The sequence below is a fragment of the Marinomonas algicola genome (genome assembly GCF_014805825.1).
Lineage (GTDB): Bacteria > Pseudomonadota > Gammaproteobacteria > Pseudomonadales > Marinomonadaceae > Marinomonas > Marinomonas algicola.
Window position 1 is genome coordinate 234,129 of sequence record NZ_CP061941.1, and the last position, 20,523, is coordinate 254,651.

Annotated in this window: 25 protein-coding genes; 23 read left to right on the plus strand and 2 right to left on the minus strand. The window is 42.0% G+C overall.

Annotated features, from left to right (window positions below; all coding sequences use genetic code 11):
- The first annotated feature begins 1 nt into the window (after position 1).
- From rplN to rplQ, 17 genes are all read left to right on the plus strand, one after another.
- Positions 2-370 (plus strand): 50S ribosomal protein L14, encoded by a 369-nt coding sequence (gene rplN, locus IEZ33_RS01085; RefSeq protein ID WP_009834615.1) that lies wholly within the window; start codon positions 2-4, stop codon positions 368-370.
- Between the two features lie 17 nt (positions 371-387).
- On the plus strand, positions 388-705 hold the full coding sequence (gene rplX, locus IEZ33_RS01090) for a 50S ribosomal protein L24 (RefSeq protein WP_191601901.1): 318 nt from the start codon (positions 388-390) through the stop codon (positions 703-705).
- A 17-nt stretch (positions 706-722) separates the two neighbouring features.
- Positions 723-1,262 carry a 50S ribosomal protein L5 gene (gene rplE, locus IEZ33_RS01095; protein ID WP_191601902.1) on the plus strand — a complete coding sequence of 180 codons (540 nt, stop codon included), beginning with the start codon at positions 723-725 and terminating at the stop codon, positions 1,260-1,262.
- A gap of 13 nt (positions 1,263-1,275) precedes the next feature.
- Positions 1,276-1,581 (plus strand): 30S ribosomal protein S14, encoded by a 306-nt coding sequence (gene rpsN / locus IEZ33_RS01100; RefSeq protein WP_133004494.1) that lies wholly within the window; start codon positions 1,276-1,278, stop codon positions 1,579-1,581.
- 129 nt (positions 1,582-1,710) lie between these two features.
- Positions 1,711-2,103 (plus strand): 30S ribosomal protein S8, encoded by a 393-nt coding sequence (rpsH, locus tag IEZ33_RS01105; protein WP_191601903.1) that lies wholly within the window; start codon positions 1,711-1,713, stop codon positions 2,101-2,103.
- An 8-nt stretch (positions 2,104-2,111) separates the two neighbouring features.
- The gene (gene rplF, locus IEZ33_RS01110; RefSeq protein ID WP_191601904.1) at positions 2,112-2,645 is read left to right on the plus strand and encodes a 50S ribosomal protein L6; all 534 of its coding nucleotides are present in this window, start codon (positions 2,112-2,114) and stop codon (positions 2,643-2,645) included.
- Between the two features lie 10 nt (positions 2,646-2,655).
- Positions 2,656-3,006, plus strand: coding sequence for a 50S ribosomal protein L18 (rplR, locus tag IEZ33_RS01115; protein WP_191601905.1), 351 nt, complete (start codon positions 2,656-2,658; stop codon positions 3,004-3,006).
- Positions 3,007-3,016: 10 nt separating this feature from the next.
- Positions 3,017-3,517, plus strand: a complete 501-nt coding sequence (rpsE, locus tag IEZ33_RS01120; RefSeq protein WP_191601906.1) for a 30S ribosomal protein S5 — start codon at positions 3,017-3,019, stop codon at positions 3,515-3,517.
- A gap of 6 nt (positions 3,518-3,523) precedes the next feature.
- Positions 3,524-3,709 (plus strand): 50S ribosomal protein L30, encoded by a 186-nt coding sequence (gene rpmD, locus IEZ33_RS01125; RefSeq protein ID WP_191601907.1) that lies wholly within the window; start codon positions 3,524-3,526, stop codon positions 3,707-3,709.
- 1 nt (position 3,710) lies between these two features.
- Positions 3,711-4,145 (plus strand): 50S ribosomal protein L15, encoded by a 435-nt coding sequence (gene rplO, locus IEZ33_RS01130; protein WP_191601908.1) that lies wholly within the window; start codon positions 3,711-3,713, stop codon positions 4,143-4,145.
- Positions 4,146-5,477, plus strand: coding sequence for a preprotein translocase subunit SecY (secY, locus tag IEZ33_RS01135; RefSeq protein WP_191601909.1), 1,332 nt, complete (start codon positions 4,146-4,148; stop codon positions 5,475-5,477). It begins immediately after the preceding gene.
- Between the two features lie 25 nt (positions 5,478-5,502).
- Positions 5,503-5,616, plus strand: coding sequence for a 50S ribosomal protein L36 (rpmJ, locus tag IEZ33_RS01140; RefSeq protein WP_110577380.1), 114 nt, complete (start codon positions 5,503-5,505; stop codon positions 5,614-5,616).
- Positions 5,617-5,735: 119 nt separating this feature from the next.
- On the plus strand, positions 5,736-6,092 hold the full coding sequence (gene rpsM, locus IEZ33_RS01145) for a 30S ribosomal protein S13 (RefSeq protein ID WP_191601910.1): 357 nt from the start codon (positions 5,736-5,738) through the stop codon (positions 6,090-6,092).
- 67 nt (positions 6,093-6,159) lie between these two features.
- Positions 6,160-6,552: a 30S ribosomal protein S11 gene (gene rpsK, locus IEZ33_RS01150; RefSeq protein WP_191601911.1), complete on the plus strand. Its 393-nt coding sequence runs from the start codon at positions 6,160-6,162 to the stop codon at positions 6,550-6,552.
- Positions 6,553-6,568: 16 nt separating this feature from the next.
- Positions 6,569-7,189 (plus strand): 30S ribosomal protein S4, encoded by a 621-nt coding sequence (gene rpsD / locus IEZ33_RS01155; protein WP_191601912.1) that lies wholly within the window; start codon positions 6,569-6,571, stop codon positions 7,187-7,189.
- A gap of 34 nt (positions 7,190-7,223) precedes the next feature.
- A complete protein-coding gene (locus IEZ33_RS01160; protein ID WP_191601913.1) occupies positions 7,224-8,228 on the plus strand; it encodes a DNA-directed RNA polymerase subunit alpha in 1,005 nt (334 codons plus the stop codon).
- A 42-nt stretch (positions 8,229-8,270) separates the two neighbouring features.
- Positions 8,271-8,657, plus strand: coding sequence for a 50S ribosomal protein L17 (gene rplQ, locus IEZ33_RS01165; protein WP_191601914.1), 387 nt, complete (start codon positions 8,271-8,273; stop codon positions 8,655-8,657).
- A gap of 117 nt (positions 8,658-8,774) precedes the next feature.
- Here rplQ and uvrA read toward each other — a convergent pair whose 3' ends face one another.
- Positions 8,775-11,609 (minus strand): excinuclease ABC subunit UvrA, encoded by a 2,835-nt coding sequence (gene uvrA / locus IEZ33_RS01170; RefSeq protein WP_191601915.1) that lies wholly within the window; start codon positions 11,607-11,609, stop codon positions 8,775-8,777.
- Between the two features lie 159 nt (positions 11,610-11,768).
- On the opposite strand from uvrA, the gene IEZ33_RS01175 reads away from it, so the two are divergent.
- Positions 11,769-13,127 (plus strand): MFS transporter, encoded by a 1,359-nt coding sequence (locus IEZ33_RS01175; RefSeq protein WP_191601916.1) that lies wholly within the window; start codon positions 11,769-11,771, stop codon positions 13,125-13,127.
- Between the two features lie 31 nt (positions 13,128-13,158).
- Positions 13,159-13,860 (plus strand): single-stranded DNA-binding protein, encoded by a 702-nt coding sequence (gene ssb, locus IEZ33_RS01180; protein WP_191601917.1) that lies wholly within the window; start codon positions 13,159-13,161, stop codon positions 13,858-13,860.
- A gap of 57 nt (positions 13,861-13,917) precedes the next feature.
- On the opposite strand, the gene IEZ33_RS01185 is transcribed toward ssb, so the two are convergent.
- Positions 13,918-14,610 carry a cupin domain-containing protein gene (locus IEZ33_RS01185; protein ID WP_191601918.1) on the minus strand — a complete coding sequence of 231 codons (693 nt, stop codon included), beginning with the start codon at positions 14,608-14,610 and terminating at the stop codon, positions 13,918-13,920.
- 269 nt (positions 14,611-14,879) lie between these two features.
- On the opposite strand from IEZ33_RS01185, the gene smrA reads away from it, so the two are divergent.
- From smrA to IEZ33_RS01205, 4 genes are all read left to right on the plus strand, one after another.
- Positions 14,880-15,455, plus strand: coding sequence for a DNA endonuclease SmrA (gene smrA / locus IEZ33_RS01190; protein WP_191601919.1), 576 nt, complete (start codon positions 14,880-14,882; stop codon positions 15,453-15,455).
- Between the two features lie 180 nt (positions 15,456-15,635).
- Positions 15,636-18,557 (plus strand): insulinase family protein, encoded by a 2,922-nt coding sequence (locus IEZ33_RS01195; protein ID WP_191601920.1) that lies wholly within the window; start codon positions 15,636-15,638, stop codon positions 18,555-18,557.
- A 61-nt stretch (positions 18,558-18,618) separates the two neighbouring features.
- Positions 18,619-19,728 carry a 1-acyl-sn-glycerol-3-phosphate acyltransferase gene (locus IEZ33_RS01200; RefSeq protein WP_191601921.1) on the plus strand — a complete coding sequence of 370 codons (1,110 nt, stop codon included), beginning with the start codon at positions 18,619-18,621 and terminating at the stop codon, positions 19,726-19,728.
- 17 nt (positions 19,729-19,745) lie between these two features.
- The gene (locus IEZ33_RS01205; protein WP_191601922.1) at positions 19,746-20,486 is read left to right on the plus strand and encodes a lysophospholipid acyltransferase family protein; all 741 of its coding nucleotides are present in this window, start codon (positions 19,746-19,748) and stop codon (positions 20,484-20,486) included.
- The last annotated feature ends 37 nt before the right edge of the window (positions 20,487-20,523 follow it).

Below are 20,523 nucleotides of genomic sequence, written 5' to 3' on the forward strand. Positions count from 1 at the left end.
TATGATTCAAACAGAATCGATGCTTGATATTGCAGATAACAGCGGTGCTAAGCGTGTTCAGTGTATAAAAGTACTGGGTGGCTCACATCGTCGTTACGCTGGTATCGGTGACATTATTAAGGTCACAGTGAAAGAAGCGATTCCTCGTGGTCGTGTTAAAAAAGGGCAAGTTCTAAACGCTGTTGTTGTTAGAACTAAAAAAGGTGTTCGTCGTCCAGATGGCTCCGTGATCCGTTTTGATGTAAACTCAGCGGTTCTATTAAATGCGTCTGGTCAACCAATTGGTACTCGTATCTTTGGCCCAGTTACCCGTGAGTTGCGCTCTGAGCAGTTCATGAAAATTATTTCTCTTGCACCTGAAGTGTTGTAAGAGGGAGGGGGCTAAATATGCGTAAAATCAAAAGTAATGACGAAGTTGTTGTAATTGCTGGTAAAGATAAAGGCAAGCGCGGCAAAGTTGTTAAAGTTGTTGACGAGAACCGCGTTCTTGTTTCTGGAATCAATATGATGAAGAAACACGAAAAGCCGAACCCTATGAAGGGGACGACTGGTGGTATCGTTGAGAAAGAAGCACCTATCCAGGTTTCGAATGTAGCTATATTTAATGCGGCTACAGGAAAAGCGGATCGCGTCGGCTTTAAAGTGACTGAAGACGGTACGAAAGTACGTATCTTCAAATCAAACAGTGAAGCGATCGACGCCTAAGAGCGAGAATTATAGCCATGGCGAGACTTAAGCAAGTTTATAAAGATCAAGTAGTAACTCAGCTGTCTGAACAGTTCGGTTACCAAAATGTAATGCAAGTGCCAAAAATCACTAAAATTACATTGAATATGGGTGTGGGTGAAGCAATCGCAGACAAGAAGCTTCTTGAAAATGCGGTTAATGATCTACAAGCACTTAGCGGCCAGAAAGTTGTCGTAACTAAAGCGCGTAAATCGGTAGCAGGCTTTAAAATCCGTGATGGTTATCCTATCGGTTGTAAAGTTACTCTACGTGGTGAGCGTATGTGGGATTTCTTCGACCGTTTGGTTGATGTTGCTATCCCTCGTATCCGTGACTTTCGTGGTTTAAACCCGAAGTCGTTTGACGGACGTGGTAACTACAGCATGGGTGTTAAAGAGCAGATCATCTTCCCTGAAATCGATTACGATAAAGTAGATCGTGTACGTGGTATGGATATTACCATTACAACTACTGCTCGTACCGACGAAGAAGGTCGTGCTTTGCTAGCCGCCTTTAGTTTCCCTTTCAAGAAATAAGAGGTAAGGAATCATGGCTAAAATATCAATGATTCAGCGCGAAGCAAAACGCACAAAATTAGTAGCTAAGTTCGCTGAAAAGCGTGCTGCTCTAAAAGCAATTATTAGCGATGTGAATGCATCTGATGATGAAAAGTGGGAAGCGACGCTTAAATTGCAAGCTCTTCCACGTGATTCATCTTCTTCTCGCCAGCGTAACCGTTGTCAAATAACGGGTCGCCCACATGGTGTTTATCGCAAGTTTGGTTTGTCAAGAATCAAATTGCGTGAAGCGGCTATGCGCGGTGATGTACCTGGCTTGAAGAAAGCTAGTTGGTAAGCAAGTAGAGCGCGATCATACTACATTGCAGTGAAGAGATGTTCAGTTATGCTGGACATTTCGTTCGCTGCTGTGTACTATGCGCGAGCTCTATTTGCTGCACAATGGTTTTAAATTAGGAGCTCTTAAATGAGTATGCAAGATACACTTGCGGATATGTTTACACGTATTCGTAATGCGCAGATGGCTTCAAAGACATCTGTTAGCATGCCTTCATCTAAAATGAAGGTTTCAGTTGCTTCTGTTCTACGTGAAGAAGGTTATGTAACTGACTTCTCAGTAACTGAAGAAATTAAACCGACTCTTACTATCGATCTTAAGTATTTCGAAGGTAAGCCGGTAATCGAAGTTATTAAACGTGCTTCACGTCCAAGTTTGCGTCAATACAAGACAGCTACTGACCTTCCAAAGGTTGAAGCTGGTCTAGGTGTTGCAATCATCTCAACTTCTAAAGGTGTGATGACAGACCGTGCGGCTCGCGCTGCTGGTATTGGTGGCGAAGTAATCTGCACTGTTTTCTAGGAGTTAGTATGTCTCGTGTTGCTAAAAGTCCCGTGACGCTTCCTGCTGGTGTAGATGTAACTCTAAATGGTCAACACTTAGTCGTTAAAGGCGGCAAAGGTTCATTAGAGTTAAATGCCCACCAGAATGTTGAAGTTGCTCAACAAGATAATGTGATCACTTTTGTTCCTCGTGATGGAGCAAAACAAAGCCGCGCTTTGGCTGGTACAATGCGTTCTTTGGTGAACAACATGGTTATTGGTGTAAGCCAAGGTTTTGAGAAAAGACTATTGTTGCAAGGTGTTGGTTATCGTGCTGCAGTTAAAGGCAATGTTTTAAATCTAAGCCTTGGTTTTTCTCATCCTGTTGAATATGAATTGCCTGCTGGCGTTACGGCTGAATGCGCTTCTCAAACAGAAGTCGTTCTTCGTGGTATTGACAAGCAAGTGATTGGTCAGGTTGCTGCTGAAGTTCGTGGTTTTCGTCCTCCTGAGCCTTATAAAGGTAAAGGTGTTCGTTATTCTGACGAAGTTGTTCGTCGTAAAGAAGCTAAGAAGAAGTAGGTAAGTATTCATGAACACTAAAAAACAATCTCGAATTCGTCGCGCACGCCGCGCACGTTTGCATATTCGTGAGTTAGGTGCGCATCGTCTTACTGTACATCGCACACCACGTCATATGTATGCACAAGTTATTTCTCCATGTGGAAGTCAAGTGCTAGCAAGCGCCTCTACTTTAGATGGGGACCTGCGCTCTGAAGCGACTGGGAATAAAGATGCTGCACAAAAAGTTGGCACTTTAATCGCTACTCGCGCTAAAGAAGCAGGTATCACAGCGGTCGCATTTGATCGTTCTGGTTTTAAATACCACGGTCGCGTTCAAGCTTTAGCTGACGCAGCTCGTGAAGCCGGTCTAGAGTTCTAAGGGGTACCAAATGGCAGTTAATGAACAACAAACTAGCGACCTCCAAGAGAAGCTAGTTCAAGTCAACCGTGTTGCTAAAGTTGTAAAGGGTGGTCGTATCTTCTCTTTCACAGCTTTAACAGTGGTTGGTGACGGTAATGGTAAAGTTGGTTTTGGTCGTGGTAAAGCGCGTGAAGTTCCTCAAGCAATTCAAAAAGCTATGGAGCAAGCACGTCGTAACATGATCACTGTACAACTAAATGGTGATACGCTTCAGTACCCAGTAAAAGCGGCTCATGGTGCATCTAAAGTTTATATGCAACCAGCGTCACAAGGTACAGGTGTTATCGCAGGTGGTGCAATGCGTGCAGTTCTTGAAATTGCAGGTATTCACAACGTTTTGGCTAAGTGTTACGGCTCTACAAACCCTGTTAATGTTGTTCGTGCAACTATTAAAGGTTTGCAGGACATGCAAGCTCCTGAGCAAATTGCAGCTAAACGCGGTAAGTCAGTCGATCAAATTTTGGGGTAATGTGTTATGGCAAATAAAACCATCACAGTTGAACTAACCCGCAGTCCGATCGGTCGTCTTCCTAAGCACCGTGCAACTGTTGAGGGCTTAGGTTTACGTAAAGTCGGCCAGCGCCGCGAATTAGAAGACACACCTTCTGTTCGTGGTATGGTTAATAAAGTTTATTACATGGTTAAAGTGGTAGGGGAATAAAATGTTCTTAAATACTATTAAACCTGCCGAAGGTAGCAAATCTGCTCCTAAACGCCGTGGCCGTGGTATTGGTAGTGGCTTAGGTAAGACAGGTGGACGTGGCCATAAGGGTCTTAAATCTCGTTCAGGTAGCTCTGTTAAGCCAGGTTTCGAAGGTGGTCAAATGCCTTTACAGAAACGTCTACCTAAATTTGGTTTTACATCTCGTCAAGCAAAATATGTTGCTGAAGTTCGTTTAAACGAATTGGCGTCTGTAAATGCTGAAGTAATTGATTTAGCTGCTCTAGTAAGTGCTAATGTTTTTGGTCATCAAATTAAAACTGCGCGTGTAATCTTGTCTGGTTCTATCGACAAAGCCATTACTGTTCGTGGTCTTAAGGTGACTAAAGGCGCTCGTGCTGCTATCGAAGCGGCTGGCGGAAAAGTCGAGGAATAAATGGCAAAGCGTGGCTCACTACCAGCAAATGCACAAAAAGGCTTAGGAGAACTTTGGTCTCGTATACGTTTTGTGTTTTTAGCGATTATTGTATATAGAATAGGTGCACACATCCCGGTTCCAGGCATAAATCCTGATCGCTTGTCTGCCCTTTTTGATCAAAATGAAGGCACAATCCTGAGTTTATTTAACGTATTCTCTGGTGGGGCACTTGAGCGCATGAGTATTTTTGCGCTAGGCATACTCCCTTATATTTCTGCCTCTATTATTATGCAGTTATTAACGGTAGTAAGTCCGCAGCTAGAACAGCTCAAGAAAGAAGGTGAAGCTGGGAGACGTAAAATCACTCAGTATACTCGTTATGGGACCGTTCTTCTTGCGTTAGTTCAATCTGCAAGTATGGCAGTTGGTCTAGCTAGTCAAGGGATATCGTTTAATAGTGGTATAGAGTTTTATGCAGTCGCTGTAATTACTCTTGTCTCTGGTACGGTTTTCTTGATGTGGTTAGGAGAACAGGTGACTGAAAAAGGTATTGGCAATGGTATTTCGATACTTATTTTTGCTGGTATCGTAGCCGGTCTACCTTCTGCACTCGGCAGATCTTTTGAGTCGGCTCGTCAAGGCGATATTAATATTCTAGCCTTATTGCTAATTGGTATAATGGCTGTAGCTACAGTAGCGTTTGTTGTCTTTATTGAAAGAGGGCAGCGTCGGATTACAGTTAATTATGCTAAGCGTCAGCAAGGTAAGAAAGTATTTGCTGCACAAAAGAGTCATCTACCTCTTAAGGTTAATATGGCAGGTGTAATTCCTCCTATATTCGCTTCAAGTATTTTGCTTTTTCCTGCGTCAATTGGCCAATGGTTTGGTCAAGGTGAAGGCATGGAATGGCTTCAAGATGTCTCTTTGGCTCTTGCTCCAGGGCAACCGCTCTATGTGTTGTTATTTTCGATAGCAATTGTTTTCTTTTGCTTCTTCTATACAGCATTGGTGTTTAACCCTAAGGATGTAGCAGATAATTTAAAAAAATCCGGTGCTTTTTTACCGGGGATTCGTCCAGGCGATCATACCGCTCGATATATTGACGGTGTAATGACCCGTTTGACATTGTTTGGTGCTTTATATATCACCTTAGTGTCTTTGATGCCTCAATTCTTTGTTGTTGCATGGAACGTGCCTTTCTACTTCGGTGGAACCTCTATGTTGATCGTAGTTGTAGTGGTTATGGATTTCATGACGCAAGTGCAAAGTCATTTGATGAGTCATCAGTACGAGTCGTTAATGAAGAAATCTAACCTGACTGGTTATGGTCCTAATGGCCTGATGCGTTAATACGCATTGGTTGGAGGAGTTGAACATGAAAGTACGTGCATCTGTTAAGAAAATCTGTCGTAACTGCAAAATCGTTCGTCGTAACGGTTCAGTTCGAGTGATTTGTATTGAACCAAGACACAAACAACGTCAAGGTTAATACTAATTAGCTCTTTGATGGGGAAGGGTGGTTGATTTTTCGTCTCAAAGACGGCATAATCGCCGCCCTAATGAAAGCAAAGTGATGATATTTATCATCCTAACAACGGAGTAAAGTGAATGGCCCGTATAGCCGGTGTCAATATTCCTGACAATAAACATGCGGTCATTTCTCTGACTTACATCTTCGGAATCGGTCGCACCCGTTCACGCGCAATTTGTGCGGCTAGTGGGGTTCAGGAGACAGCAAAAATTGGTTCATTGAATGATGAAGTTCTTGACCAATTACGCGGAGAAGTTGGTAAGTACACAGTTGAAGGTGATCTTCGACGTGAACTAAGCATGTCTATCAAACGTCTGATGGATATGGGTTGTCATCGCGGTATTCGTCACCGCCGCAGCCTACCTGTTCGTGGTCAACGTACCAAAACGAACGCTCGTACACGTAAAGGCCCTCGTAAGCCTATTCGTAAGTAATATAAACGCGTTTCGCTCTAGCCACAATGTCGCTAGAGCTGAGCATTTAAAATAGGAAAAGTGCAATATGGCTAAGCCAGCTACGCGCAATACCAAGAAAAAAGTCAAAAAGTCAGTTGTTGACGGTGTTGCTCATGTACACGCGTCTTTTAACAACACTATTGTGACTATCACCGATCGCCAAGGCAACGCTTTGTCTTGGGCTACTGCAGGTGGTTCTGGTTTTCGCGGATCTCGTAAAAGTACGCCTTTCGCAGCTCAAGTTGCTGCTGAACGTGCCGGTGCTGTTGCTCAAGAATTTGGTTTGAAAAACGTAGACGTTATGATCAAGGGTCCTGGCCCAGGTCGTGAGTCCGCAGTTCGTGCATTAAATGCATTAGGATTGCGTATCAATAACATTACAGATGTGACGCCGATACCACACAATGGTTGTCGTCCACCTAAGAAACGTCGCGTTTAATTGAGGAGACAGATACATGGCTCGTTATATAGGTCCAACTTGTAAGTTGTCTCGTCGTGAAGGTACGGACTTGCAATTAAAGAGCGGCTCACGTGCTCTAGAATCAAAATGTAAATTAGAAGCAGCACCTGGTGTTCATGGCGCACGCCGTGGCCGTTTGTCTGACTATGGTTTACAGTTACGTGAAAAACAAAAGGTTCGTCGTACATATGGCATCCTTGAGAAACAATTCCGTAATTATTATAAAAGTGCAGCTCGCTTGAAGGGTGCAACAGGTGAAAACTTGTTACAACTTCTTGAATCTCGCTTGGATAATGTTGTTTATCGCGCTGGTTTCGGCTCTACACGTGCTGAAGCTCGTCAATTGGTTGGGCACAAAGGTGTTCTAGTCAACGGTGCAACAGTAAATATCGCGTCTTACCAAGTTAAATCTGGTGACGTTGTATCTATTCGTGAAAAAGCTAAAAAGCAACTTCGTGTACAAAATGCACTTGAGCTTGCTAAGAATCGCACAGCTGTTCATTGGATTGAGACTGACTCTACTAAATTAGAAGCAGTTTATAAATCAGTTCCTGAGCGTGGCGATTTGTCAGCTGAAATTAATGAAAACCTAATTGTTGAACTTTACTCTAAGTAAGGTTGAGCAGTTGGGAGAATAAATAGGTGGATCTATGCAGCGTTCAGTGAGCGAATTGTTAACCCCACGCAACATTGAAGTTCAAGAATTGGGCAAAACACGCGCCAAAGTTACTCTGCAACCGCTAGAACGTGGTTTTGGGCATACTTTAGGTAATGCTTTGCGTCGTATTCTGTTATCTTCAATGCCTGGTTGTGCGATTGTTGAAGTTGAAATCGACGGTGTATTGCATGAATACAGCGCAATTGAAGGGGTAAAAGAAGATGTAATTGAAATTCTTCTTAACCTTAAAGGAGTTGCAATCGCTCTACACGGGCAAGATGAAGCAACTCTTACTTTAAGTAAAAAAGGTCCTTGTGTTGTTACTGCTGGTGATATTCAGTTGGTAACAGACGCCGAGATCGCTAACCCTGATCATATACTTGCACATTTGGATGAGTCTGCAGAACTTAATATGCAGATCCGAGTTGCTCGTGGTCGTGGTTATGAGCCTGCTGATGCTCGTATTGCAAGTGATGATGAGACTCGTCCTATCGGTCGCTTGCAGCTGGATGCTTCATTCAGCCCTGTACGAAGAGTAGCTTACAGTGTTGAGAATGCTCGTGTAGAGCAGCGTACTGACTTAGATAAACTTGTCTTAGACATTGAATCTAACGGTACTATTGACCCTGAAGAAGCAATTCGACGTGCAGCTACTATTCTGCAACAACAAATTGCTGTGTTTGTCGCCTTAGAAAGCGAAAGCGAAGCACCTGTTGTGGAAGAAGAGGATGAAATCGATCCAATTTTGCTACGCCCGGTTGATGATCTTGAGTTGACCGTTCGAAGTGCTAACTGTTTAAAAGCAGAGAACATTTATTACATCGGTGATTTAATACAACGTACTGAAGTTGAGCTTCTAAAGACGCCTAACTTAGGTAAAAAATCGTTAACTGAAATCAAAGATGTTTTAGCACAGCGTGGTTTGTCTTTGGGAATGCGTTTGGAAAACTGGCCACCAGCTAGTTTGAAAGACGATAGCAAGGTACTAGCTCGCTAGGTCATTGTTCCCTGACCACCGTAGTTTGGTAAGGAATTTATAATGCGTCATCGTAAGAGTGGACGTCACTTAAACCGTACTAGCTCTCATCGTAAAGCGATGTTCAAAAATATGGCTGCTTCATTATTCGAGCACGAAGTTATTAAAACTACGTTGCCGAAAGCCAAAGAACTTCGTCGCGTTGCTGAGCCACTGATTACATTGGCTAAAAACGATTCTGTTGCGAATCGTCGATTGGCTTTTGCTCGTACTCGTAGCAAAGATGCTGTTGGTAAATTATTCTCTGAACTTGGTCCTCGTTACCAAGCTCGTCCAGGCGGTTATGTTCGCATTCTTAAATGTGGATTCCGTGCTGGTGATAATGCGCCGATGGCTTACGTTGAATTGGTCGATAGACCAGTTGCAGACGTTGAAGATGCTGCTGAATAAGCAAGATCTTTAAAAAAACCAGACTTTATGTCTGGTTTTTTTATGCCTAAATTTTGTTCTTGTCACTAAAAAGCCTAAACAGATAACCTGTCTAGGCTTTTTAGTGTAAGCATGAGTCTATTGCTGAGCTAAATTTAATAATGGCTTTAAGAATCTAGCTGTATGAGACGTGTTCACTTCAGCTACTTCTTCGGGGGTTCCTTCCGCAAGAATGTAGCCTCCGCCACTGCCGCCTTCAGGCCCTAAGTCAATAATCCAGTCTGCGGTTTTAATGACATCCAAATTGTGCTCGATAACAACAACAGTGTTACCATGATTCCTTAATCTATGAAGTACTTTAAGAAGTTGCTCAATATCGGCAAAATGTAACCCTGTCGTTGGTTCGTCTAAAATATACAAGGTTTGTCCAGTATCACGTTTCGATAATTCTTTTGAAAGTTTCACTCTTTGAGCTTCCCCTCCTGACAGTGTAGTAGCAGATTGTCCTAATTTGATATAACCCAAACCCACATCCATTAATGTTTGAAGCTTTCTAGCAATAGAGGGTACTGGATCAAAAAAATCTCTGGCGTCTTCAATGGTCATTTCTAGACAGTCGTGAATATTTTTACCTTTATATTGTATTTCTAAGGTTTCACGGTTGTATCGTTTTCCTTTACAAACATCGCATGGAACATAGACATCGGGTAAAAAATGCATTTCTACTTTAATAACGCCATCACCTTGGCATGCTTCGCAACGTCCACCTTTTACGTTGAAACTAAATCGACCTGGTTTATATCCGCGAGATCTGGCTTCTTGTGTTGCTGAAAACAGCTCTCTCATGGGAGTAAATATGCCAGTGTAGGTAGCCGGGTTTGATCTTGGCGTTCTACCTATTGGGCTTTGATCAATATCGACACATTTATCAAAGTGTTGGAAACCTTCAATTCTGTCATGTTGTGATGCTTTTAAGGTTGTCGCGCCATTTAGGGCTGTTGATGCTAATGGATACAAGGTGCTGTTGATTAGAGTCGATTTCCCCGAACCAGACACTCCAGTGACACAGGTCATTACTCCAATTGGAATATGTAAATCAACATTATTTAAATTATTGCCACAAGCCCCATACAAGGATAAATGCAGTCCATCTTTTGCTTTGATTCTCTTGTCTGGTAACTCAATTCTGCGAGTACCATTTAAAAATTGACCTGTAATAGAGTTAGGGTTATCCATAACGTCTTTTGGTGTACCGCTTGCAATGACTTGCCCACCGTGAACACCTGCCCCTGGACCAATATCGATGACAAAGTCGGCTACTCTAATTGCATCTTCATCATGTTCAACGACGATAACAGTATTGCCTAGGTCTCTCAATCTGGTTAATGTTGAGATCAAGCGTTCATTGTCTCTCTGGTGTAAACCAATAGAAGGCTCGTCTAGTATGTACATAACACCAACGAGCCCCGCGCCGATTTGACTGGCAAGGCGAATTCGTTGTGCTTCACCTCCAGACAGTGAGTCAGCTTTACGATTAAGAGTAAGATACTCTAGTCCAACATTGGCTAAGAAAGTTAAACGATCTCTAATTTCTTTCAGTATTTTTGAAGCGATTTCTCCTTTAGCGCCAGGCAATGATAAGCTGGTAAAATAGTCCAAGCAATCTGCAATGGGTTTTGCTGTAATCTCTGGAATGGTAAGTTCTTCAATAAAGACATTTCGAGCGGCTTTATTTAGTCGCGCTCCATCGCATTCGGGGCAAGCTTGTACACTTATGTATTGAGATAAATCATCACGTACCGAGTCAGACTCTGTTTCATGGTAACGACGTTGCAAGTTAGGGATTACCCCCTCGAACGCGTGTGATCGAGTCATTTTATCCCCACGTTCATTGATATAGACAAAGGATATCTTGTCTTTACCTGACCCATTTAGAATGTGTTTTTTATGAGTATCTGGAATGTCTTTGAATGGGAGTTCAATATCAAACCCGTAATGTGTTGCCAGTGCTTGTAACTGTTGAAAGTAGAAGATGCTTCGCCTCCCCCAGCCTCGAATAGCGCCTTCTGCAAGGGTTAATGTATCATCAACGACAATTAAGCTTGAATCAAATAATTGGTGTGTGCCTAAACCGTCACAAGTTGGGCAGGCCCCATTAGGATTATTAAATGAGAACAATCTCGGTTCAAGTTCAGTGATGCTATAGCCACATACAGGGCAGGCAAATTTGCTTGAGAAAATATGAACTTCGTCCGGAGAGTCCATATTCATCACCTTAGCGATGCCGTCTGAAAGTGTTAAGCAGGTTTCGAAAGATTCTGCGAGCCGTAACTGTAAATCGTCTCTTACTTTAAAGCGGTCAATGATCACTTCAATTGTGTGTTTTTTGTTTTTTTCTAGCGTAGGCGCATCATCTAAATCTACTACTAAGCCATCAATGCGAGCACGTATAAAACCTTTAGATAAAAGATCGCTAATCGTATGTAGGTGTTCGCCTTTTCGGTCCTTGACTACCGGTGCTAATAGCATCATTTTGGTTTCAGCAGGTAGGGAAAGTACTTTATCGACCATTTGAGAAATTGTCTGCGCTTCTAAAGGCTCTCCATGGTCAGGACAGCGGGGCTGTCCTGCACGAGCGAAAAGAAGACGTAAGTAGTCATAGATCTCTGTAATAGTACCAACGGTAGATCGAGGATTATGAGACGTTGATTTTTGCTCTATCGAAATAGCGGGAGACAGACCTTCAATATGATCAATGTCTGGCTTTTCCATCATTGATAAAAATTGACGAGCATAGGTTGAAAGTGATTCCACATAACGTCTCTGGCCTTCAGCATAGAGAGTATCAAAGGCTAAAGACGATTTTCCTGAGCCAGATAACCCAGTAATGACAATTAACTTATCTCTTGGGATATCTAAGTCGATATTTTTGAGGTTATGGGTACGTGCCCCTCGAATGGTGATATTATCCATTTGTCTCCGGCCCTGTAGTAAAACAAAAAATCATTATACGTATTTGTTAAAATAACTGTCTATTTTTACAGTAGTTAAGATAGAGCTTCAACGCTATTTTTTGTAAAATACCATTTTATAAACTATTCATTTTTAAATTTGCGCGGTTATAACCTTTTTATGGATGCATTTGAGCGTCGTTCAGTTGTTGCTTTAGCTACGGTTTACTTATTTCGTATGCTGGGATTGTTCCTTATTATGCCTGTCATCAGCTTGTCAGCGGCTGATTTAAATGGCGCTAGTGCCGCGTTAATTGGAACGGCGATTGGTATTTATGGATTAACGCAAGCTTTGTTGCAAATTCCGATGGGAATGTTGTCAGATCAAGTAGGGCGTAAACGTATTATTGTTCTTGGTCTGATTTTATTTGCGGTGGGCAGTATTATTTGTGCGAATGCAGATGATATTCTAAGTTTAATTCTTGGTCGTGCCGTACAAGGTGCTGGAGCCATTGCCAGTACATTAATGGCATTGTTAAGTGATGTTACGCGAGAGCAGAATAGGACCAAAGCTATGGCCACCGTAGGAATCAGTATCGGTGTGTCTTTTATGTTGTCTTTGGTATTAGGCCCTTGGTTATACTCTCTTATAGGTTTATCAGGCTTATTTTACGTATCGTTAATCTCTTCCTTAATAGGTATTTCCTTAGTTGTTTGGATGGTTCCGAATGTTAAGCAACATACTTTTAGGCGAGATACGACACCGAGTTTATCTGCCTTGAGAAGTGTGCTTCAAAGTGGGCATTTACGATCGTTGAATATGAGTGTTTTACTGTTACATGCGAGCTTAACTGCGCTATTTGTTTGTATTCCTAGTTTGCTGGTAAACCAGTTTCATTTTCCATTAATTAATCATAGTTGGCTTTATTTATTTGTCATGGGATTGGCCTTTGTTGGTATGGTACCATTAGTCATCATTGCAGAAGCAAAAGGTAAAATGAAGCAAGTGATGACAAGCGTGATGCTATTGTTATCTATTTCAATTGTCTTCATGGGCGTGGTTCAAAGTGTCTGGCTATTTTCTGTATTGCTCTGGGCTTACTTTGTTGCTTTTAACACGTTAGAAGCGACCTTGCCTTCTGTTGTGAGTAAGTTAGCCCCTGTAGGGTATCGCGGTACGGCAATGGGGGTTTTTTCTACGCATCAATTTTTCGGCGCTTTTTTGGGCGGCGTAGGCGGTGGTTGGCTGCTGCAGAATACGTCCATAGAAACCTTATTTGCTTCTGTGGGAAGCATGGTATTTATTTGGACTTTGTTGTCTTTACGTCAGCCTGCGCCACCTCAGTTGACTAGCTTGGCTTTTAGCCTCGGTGGTTTAAGTCAGCGTGAAATAACAAAATTATCATCACGATTAATGACGATCCAGGGAGTGGAAGATATGCAATTATTTGAAGATGAACAAACGGCGTATTTAAAGGTTAATAAAAAACAACTAGATAGAGATAGTTTGCTGCGTGTTGTACCGCAAGTAACGCTTTAAAGAACATAAATAGACAGAATTGGAGAACGTCATGGCACGTGGAATAAATAAAGTTATCTTAATTGGTAACGCTGGTAATGATGCAGAAGTACGCTTTATGCCAAATGGTGGCGCCGTTGCAAATGTCAGTTTAGCGACGTCGGAAAGTTGGAGAGACAAGCAAACGGGTCAAATGCAAGAGCGCACAGAATGGCATCGAGTGTCGTTTATGGACCGTGGTAATTTTCGCTTAGGACAAATAGCTGGCGATTTTATCAAAAAAGGTTCAAAAGTGTATGTTGAAGGCTCATTACGTACGCGTGAATGGGAGAAAGACGGCGTTAAGCGTTATACAACAGAAATAATCGCAAATGAAATGCAATTATTAGACGGACGCAATGATCAGGGTGGTCAAGGCGCCTATGATAACAATAACCAAGGTGGTTACGGTCAAGCTCCACAGCAGCGTCCGGCATCACAACCTCAAGGTGGCTATGGTAATCAACAGCCGAATCAGGGTTATGGACAGCAACCTGCGGGAGGGTATGGACAAGCTCCACAGCAGGCGCCCCAACAATCGGCTCCTGCGCAGCCACAGTCTTTTGGTAGCTGGGGTGACGCTCCTCAGCCAGCGTCGCAACAGCCTGCTCAACGTCCTTCGGCACCAGCACCTCAGCCATCTGCGCCAAAGCCCCAAGCGGCACCTCAACCAGCTCCGAATTTTGATGACTTTGATGATGATATTCCGTTCTAACCCAAGACATAAAATGTAATGTTTGTAGATAAAGGTCTCTGAAAAAGAGGCTTTTATCTACACTGTTTGTAATTGTGCTATCTGGTTATCCACATCAGTTAAGTAACCTGTTTTCAACCAGAATTTTGTGCCTTGACTTCCTGCCTTAGCGTGAATCTTTGAGTTGACAGGAAGCCTTAACCAATCGTATTTTTCCAATAGATCCTCTTGTTCTTGTAAAGAACCTTCAAGTATCAATAGCTCAGCACCTTTCGGCATGCCCCAATTTACAGTGGCATTGGGTAGAAGTTGAATTAAGCTGACTTCTTCAATGTGATCTTTATATAGGGGCGTGATTGAAATGCCAGAGTGATTCGCTAATTCAACAGGCGCCATTTTGTTTGTCTGAAGGCGAATGTGGGTGCGGTCTTCGGGTTGAAACTGCCATAACTTCACAAACATAATACAACCTACTTTCGATCCTGGAGAGTGGCTTGATTGCGGAGGGTTTCGAACATAAGAGCCGCTAGGGTAGTCTCCGTGCTCATCTTGAAAAACCCCGTCTAGAATAAAGAATTCTTCACCACCCGTGTGAATATGGGGAGAAAAGGTGCTGTCTGGTGCATACCTTACTATGGTGGTCGCGCGAGCGACTTCCTCTCCCACTCGATCAAGAGGCTTACGCTCAACGCCCACCATCGGAGAAGCTAGCCAATTGAGAGATTCGCTGTGTATAACGACTCTTTTGTTAAAATCAGTGGAAATTTTCATATTTATTTCCTGATATCCTCTAGGTTGCAAAGTACGGTTTTAGGTTTAGGCCGTGTAAGTATCTGGTTATGTGTCTAATAACAATAACGGCTTATGCTTATTATACTGTTTGATCAATACATATTCGTCTAGTGCTTTACTCGACAGGAACAGTTATGTCTTTAATTATGGCTGCACTAGTATTATAAATAAGCAAAAACTTTGTTACTAATAGCGTATAATTTATGGTTTTTGATCGTAAGATGAATAGTAGAAGGTGAGGAATTCCTGTGGTTGATGACGATGATTTCTCTTTATTCTCTCAAGAAGTGAAAGGCATTAAAAAACTTGAAACAAATGCCATGTATTTAGGGAAGAAAGGGTCACCTGTTGATTACTCCGTAAGGAAAGAGGCTGCGACTCACGTTCCAATAAAGGATACAAACCATTTAACAGCAGACTATGTAGAAAGAGTCGCTGCATTAGATATTTTGCAATATAAAAAGGAGGGTGTTCAAGATGGTGTCTTTAAACGTCTAAGACAAGGTAAATATGGGATTGAATCACGTTTAGACTTACATCGTCGGACCGTGGAACAGGCCCGGCAGCAAGTTTATCAGTTTGTTCAGGACTGCATGAATAATGATATTCGTGTCGCAATTATTGTGCACGGTAGGGGAGACAGAACACCAGATAGTGAAGCAACGCTAAAAAGTTATTTAAATAAATGGTTGAGAGAATTGGACGATGTTATGGCGTTTCATAGTGCTCAGAAATATCATGGCGGTGGTGGTGCTGTGTATGTTTTATTTAAGAAAAGTGAAAAAGCCAGATTAGAAAATTGGGAAAAGCACCAAAAGCGCTAAATTTATCTTAATACGCCAATGTTTCTGGGCTGATGTGCTCATTGTTCGTGCAGTAAAACGAAGTCGTTTGCTATAATCGATCAACTTTGTCTTCTATATCAAGACATAACACTAGTGCCAAAGAAAGGCATAGCCTGAGTCAAATAATTTCAGTCTAAACCATATTTATAGAGGTAAAGAATGACAAATAATACGGAACACCATGCGGCATTTTCTTTAGTGCGAAGTGAGTTTATTGACGCATTAAATGTGGACGTTTTTGAATATGAGCATAAAGTCACTGGTGCTAAGCACATTCATATTGCATCTGAGAACGACGAGAATGTTTTTCTTGTTGGACTAAAAACGGTTCCTACTGATTCATGTGGTGTAGCGCATATTCTAGAGCATACTGTCTTATGTGGATCTGAACGTTTTCCTGTTCGTGATCCTTTCTTTATGATGATTCGACGTTCTCTGAATACGTTTATGAATGCGTTTACATCATCTGATTGGACGGCTTATCCCTTTGCTAGTAAGAACAAAAAAGACTTTCGTAATTTATTAGATGTGTATTTAGATGCTGTTTTCTTTTCTCGTTTGGATCCTTTAGATTTTTCTCAGGAAGGGCATCGTCTTGAGTTTGCTGAACCGACAAATGCAGAGTCTGATCTGACGTTTAAAGGCGTTGTTTTTAATGAAATGAAAGGCGCGATGAGTTCAACAAACTCAGTGCTATGGCAAACGATTACAAAATATTTATGTCCTAATAATACCTATCATTTTAATTCTGGTGGCGAACCAACAGACATTCCTGATTTATCTTATGATGATCTAATGGCATTTTATAGAACGCATTATCATCCATCGAATGCTGTTTTTATGACATTTGGTGACTTGCCTGCCATTGAGCTACAGGCGGAATTCGAAGACAAGGTATTAAGTCGCTTCGAACGCCTCGACAGAAAAGTTATTGTGCCAAACGCCAAACGATACTTCTCTCCAATACGAGTTGAGGAAGCCTATGCAGCTGAAGATGTAAAAGAAGATGCTTGTCATGTTGTAGTTGCATGGTTACTTGGAGAAAGTACTGACCTATCTCAGCAATTTGAGGCGGAGCTTTTGTCTAATGTATTGTTGGATAACAGTGCTTCACCATTGCGTCGCGTTTTGGAAGGCTCGAAATTAGGTAATGCGCCTTCCCCAATGTGTGGTCTAGAAGACAGCAATAAAGAAATGAGTTTCATGTGTGGCCTTGAAGGGGTTGCCCGTACCGATGCGGAAAAAGTAGAGTCATTGATTGTTGATACGTTGAAGCAAATCGTTGTGGAGGGGGTTCCACAAGAGATGGTCGAGGCCATGTTGCACCAGTTGGAGCTAAGCCAGAGAGAGATTGGTGGTGATAGTTATCCATTTGGCTTGCAGTTAATTTTAGGTGGTTTATCTACCGCTATGCATGCGGGCGATGTGATTGCTCAGCTTAATTTGGATCCTGTGATTGCCGATCTACGAGAGCGTATACAAGACCCTAAATACATCCCTAATCTTATTCAAAGTCTAATTTTAGATAATGCTCATCGTGTCACGGTAACATTACGACCCGACACAGAGTTAGAGGGTCGTCGAAACAATGCTGAAAAAGACCGTTTAGCTGCAATCAAAGCGGGTCTGTCAGATGTGGAAAAGCAGCAGATTATTGAGCGCAGTGAAGCACTAAAAGTACGTCAATCACAAATTGATGATATGAGTATATTACCAAAAGTAGGACTTGAAGATGTTCCTGCTGAGTTGCCGACTTATGCCCGTGAAAAGTTAGAACAAACGCTACCGGTTACTTTTTATCCACAAGGTACGAATGGTTTAGTCTACCAACAGCTTGTCATTGATTTGCCAGAATTGGATGAAGAAGAAACGGCTTACTTGCCGTTATTTTCTTATGTACTTACTGAACTGGGCGCTGGTGATTCAGATTATTTGATGATGCAGGAGCGGCAAGCTCAGGTGTGTGGAGGCATAGGCGCCTCTACGTCATTAAGGGCGACATTAGGTGATCGTCAAAAACTGAGCGCGTATTTTGTTATGTCATCAAAAGCGCTGGTGTCGAACTTCGCGAGTATGAGTGAGTTGATGTATGACAGTATTTGCTTTCCTCGTTTTGATGAGGTGGAACGCCTTAAAGAATTAGTTTCTCAACGTCGATCTCGTAGAGAGCAGTCTATCACTGGACAAGGTCATGTATTAGCTATGACCGCTGCGTCAAGCGGTGTGTGTGGCTTATCCAGTCAGCAAGAAGCTTGGGGTGGGATGTCTGGAATTCAATCATTGAAAGCATTAGATGATGCTTTACAGTCTGAAGATCAAAAGGCTTTAGAGTTGATGGCTGTTTTTGCTCGTATTCATGACAAATTGTTAACGTCTAATAAGCAATTGCTGGTGGTTGGCGAGGCGCCTCAGCAGTCCGCTTTATTAGATCAAGTAGATCGTGTATGGGCCTCTCTTACAAAAGGGGATGCGGTACGTGAATTTGCATTACCTCCGGTAGATCTGAATGTTAAAAAAGCATGGCTTACGTCTACTCAGGTTAATTTTTGCGCAAAATCGTTTAAAACAATCATGGGTATACACCCCGATGTAGCGCCATTAACTGTATTAGGGGGCTTCCTAAGAAATGGTTATTTGCACAGAGTGATTCGTGAGCAAGGAGGGGCTTATGGTGGTGGAGCCACCTTTGATTCAAGTATTGGTGCTTTCCGTTTTTATTCTTATCGTGACCCGAGATTAACGGAAACACTTAATGATTTTGATGCTTCTCTAAAATGGTTAGCGACGTCTGATCATAGTGCGGATTCACTTGAGGAAGCGATTTTAGGTGTTATTGGCTCTATGGATAAGCCTGGTTCTCCTGCTGGAGAGGCTCAAGGTGATTTCTTTATTCAACTGCACGGTCGTACAAAAGAGCAAAGAGAGACGTTTAGGGCACAGATACTTGCGGTGACAATTGAACAGTTACAAGATGTTGCTAAGCGTTATTTAACGCCTGAAAATGAAAGTATTGCTGTTATTAGTTCTCCAAGCCAAAAAGAAACGCTAACGTCGTTAGGGTTTGATACAACAACATTATAAAAAATAATACAAAGCATCACGGACTTATTATGGTGATGCTTTATACATAACGGAAAATTGAATGGATCAGTTTCATGATATACGCCCTTATAACGATGACGAAGTTGTAGAGGTATTAGAGCGTTTGATAAATACGCCTGATTTTATTAATACTATTATTGGTTTTCGATTTCCTCGATGGCCGGCTGTTCTTCATACTCCCTTGGCCATGGCTGTAAAATGGGTATTAAGGCGTCAAGTATCTAAGATTAGTGGCGTCTATGATTTTCAGAGCCGAATAGCGAGCTACATGGCTCGTATGATTAAAATGACGACAACAAGTGTTGAGTATCGCGGTCTAGATAAATTACAAAAAGACAAGGGTTATCTTTTTATATCAAATCATCGTGATATTGCCATGGACCCTGCTTTTGTTAATTACGGGCTCTATTTATCTGGCTTTGATACTGTTCGTATTGCTATTGGAGATAATTTATTACGCCGTCCTTTTGTGTCTGATTTAATGCGGTTGAACAAAAGTTTTATCGTGAAGAGGTCGGTTGCGGGAGTGCGTGAGATGATGGCCGCTTTTGGGCAGCTTTCTAATTATATTAATCACTCTGTAACTGATGAGCGATGTAATATATGGATTGCTCAGAAAGAAGGTCGCGCAAAAGATGGTTTAGATAAAACGGACCCAGCGATTATAAAAATGTTCTATATGAGTAAGAAGAAAATCGCTACTTTTCCAGATGCAATGAAAGACCTTAATATCGTTCCGGTTTCTATTTCTTACGAATATGATCCATGTGCTTTGGATAAAGCGGCAGAGTTGGTAGAGAAATCGACAACAGGAGAATATGAAAAGGCGGAATTTGAAGATATTGATAGCATTAAAAATGGTATTGTTGGTCAGAAAGGAAAGGTAATTGTTACCTTTGGGGATGTGTTGGTGAATGGTTACGATACACCAGATGAACTGGTAGCCGAGATTGATCGCCAAATTATTAGCAATTATGCTATCCATCCCACAAATAGGTCTGCTGTTGCAATGTTGGAGTCAAAAGGTGGCATTGACCCTGAATTTGATGCCTACATTAAAGCTTGTCCAGAGTCATTGCGTGAAACGGTATTGAATATGTATGCAAACCCTTTAGTGCAGCAACTCAATCAAAATCGAGATAAAGAGTAAAAATAAAGGAGCGTTAAATGAGTGGACTTCGGTCTTTAAGAGGGGTTGTTGGCTCAATTCTATTTGGTGTTTGTTATATTGTCTTGACCATTGTGTCAGGGGTGATATCGCCTCCAATTGCCTTATTCTTCCAGCCTAAAAATAGGCAGCTGGTTTTAAATGTTCACAATGCGATTTTATTGGCGTTATTTAAGGTTTTTTGCGGCGTTACTATTCGTGTGAAAGGTCGAGAAAACTTGGTAAAAGGTAAGCCTGTTATTTTGGTGGCAAATCATCAATGTGAATGGGAAACGTATTTTTTGCAGGTGTTAGTAACGCCTCTGTCGACTGTACTTAAAAAAGAACTACTTTCAGTGCCTTTTTTCGGGTGGGGGCTAAGAATGGTTCAGCCTATAGCTATTGATCGAGCTCAAAAAAGTAATGCTTTGAAGCAGATATTAAAACAAGGCAAAGAAAGAATAGAGGATGGACGTTCAGTGTTGATTTTTCCTGAAGGTACTCGTGTGAAAGTGGGCCAAGAAAAAGAGTTTAACAAAGGTGCCGCTATGTTGGCGACCTCGTCTAATGCTCCTATTCTTCCTATTGTTCATAACGCTGGCTACCTCTGGACGAGTAAATCATGGCGTAAATATTCTGGAGTGATTGATGTGGTTATTGGTCCTGAAATTTCTTCTGAAGGCAAGAAGACCTCAGCACTGCATGAAGAAATGCAGGACTGGATGAGAGCAGAAATGGCAAAGCTTCCTAAAGGAAGGTGATTGCTTCCAGAGTAACGTCTATGAAGGTCAGATATAA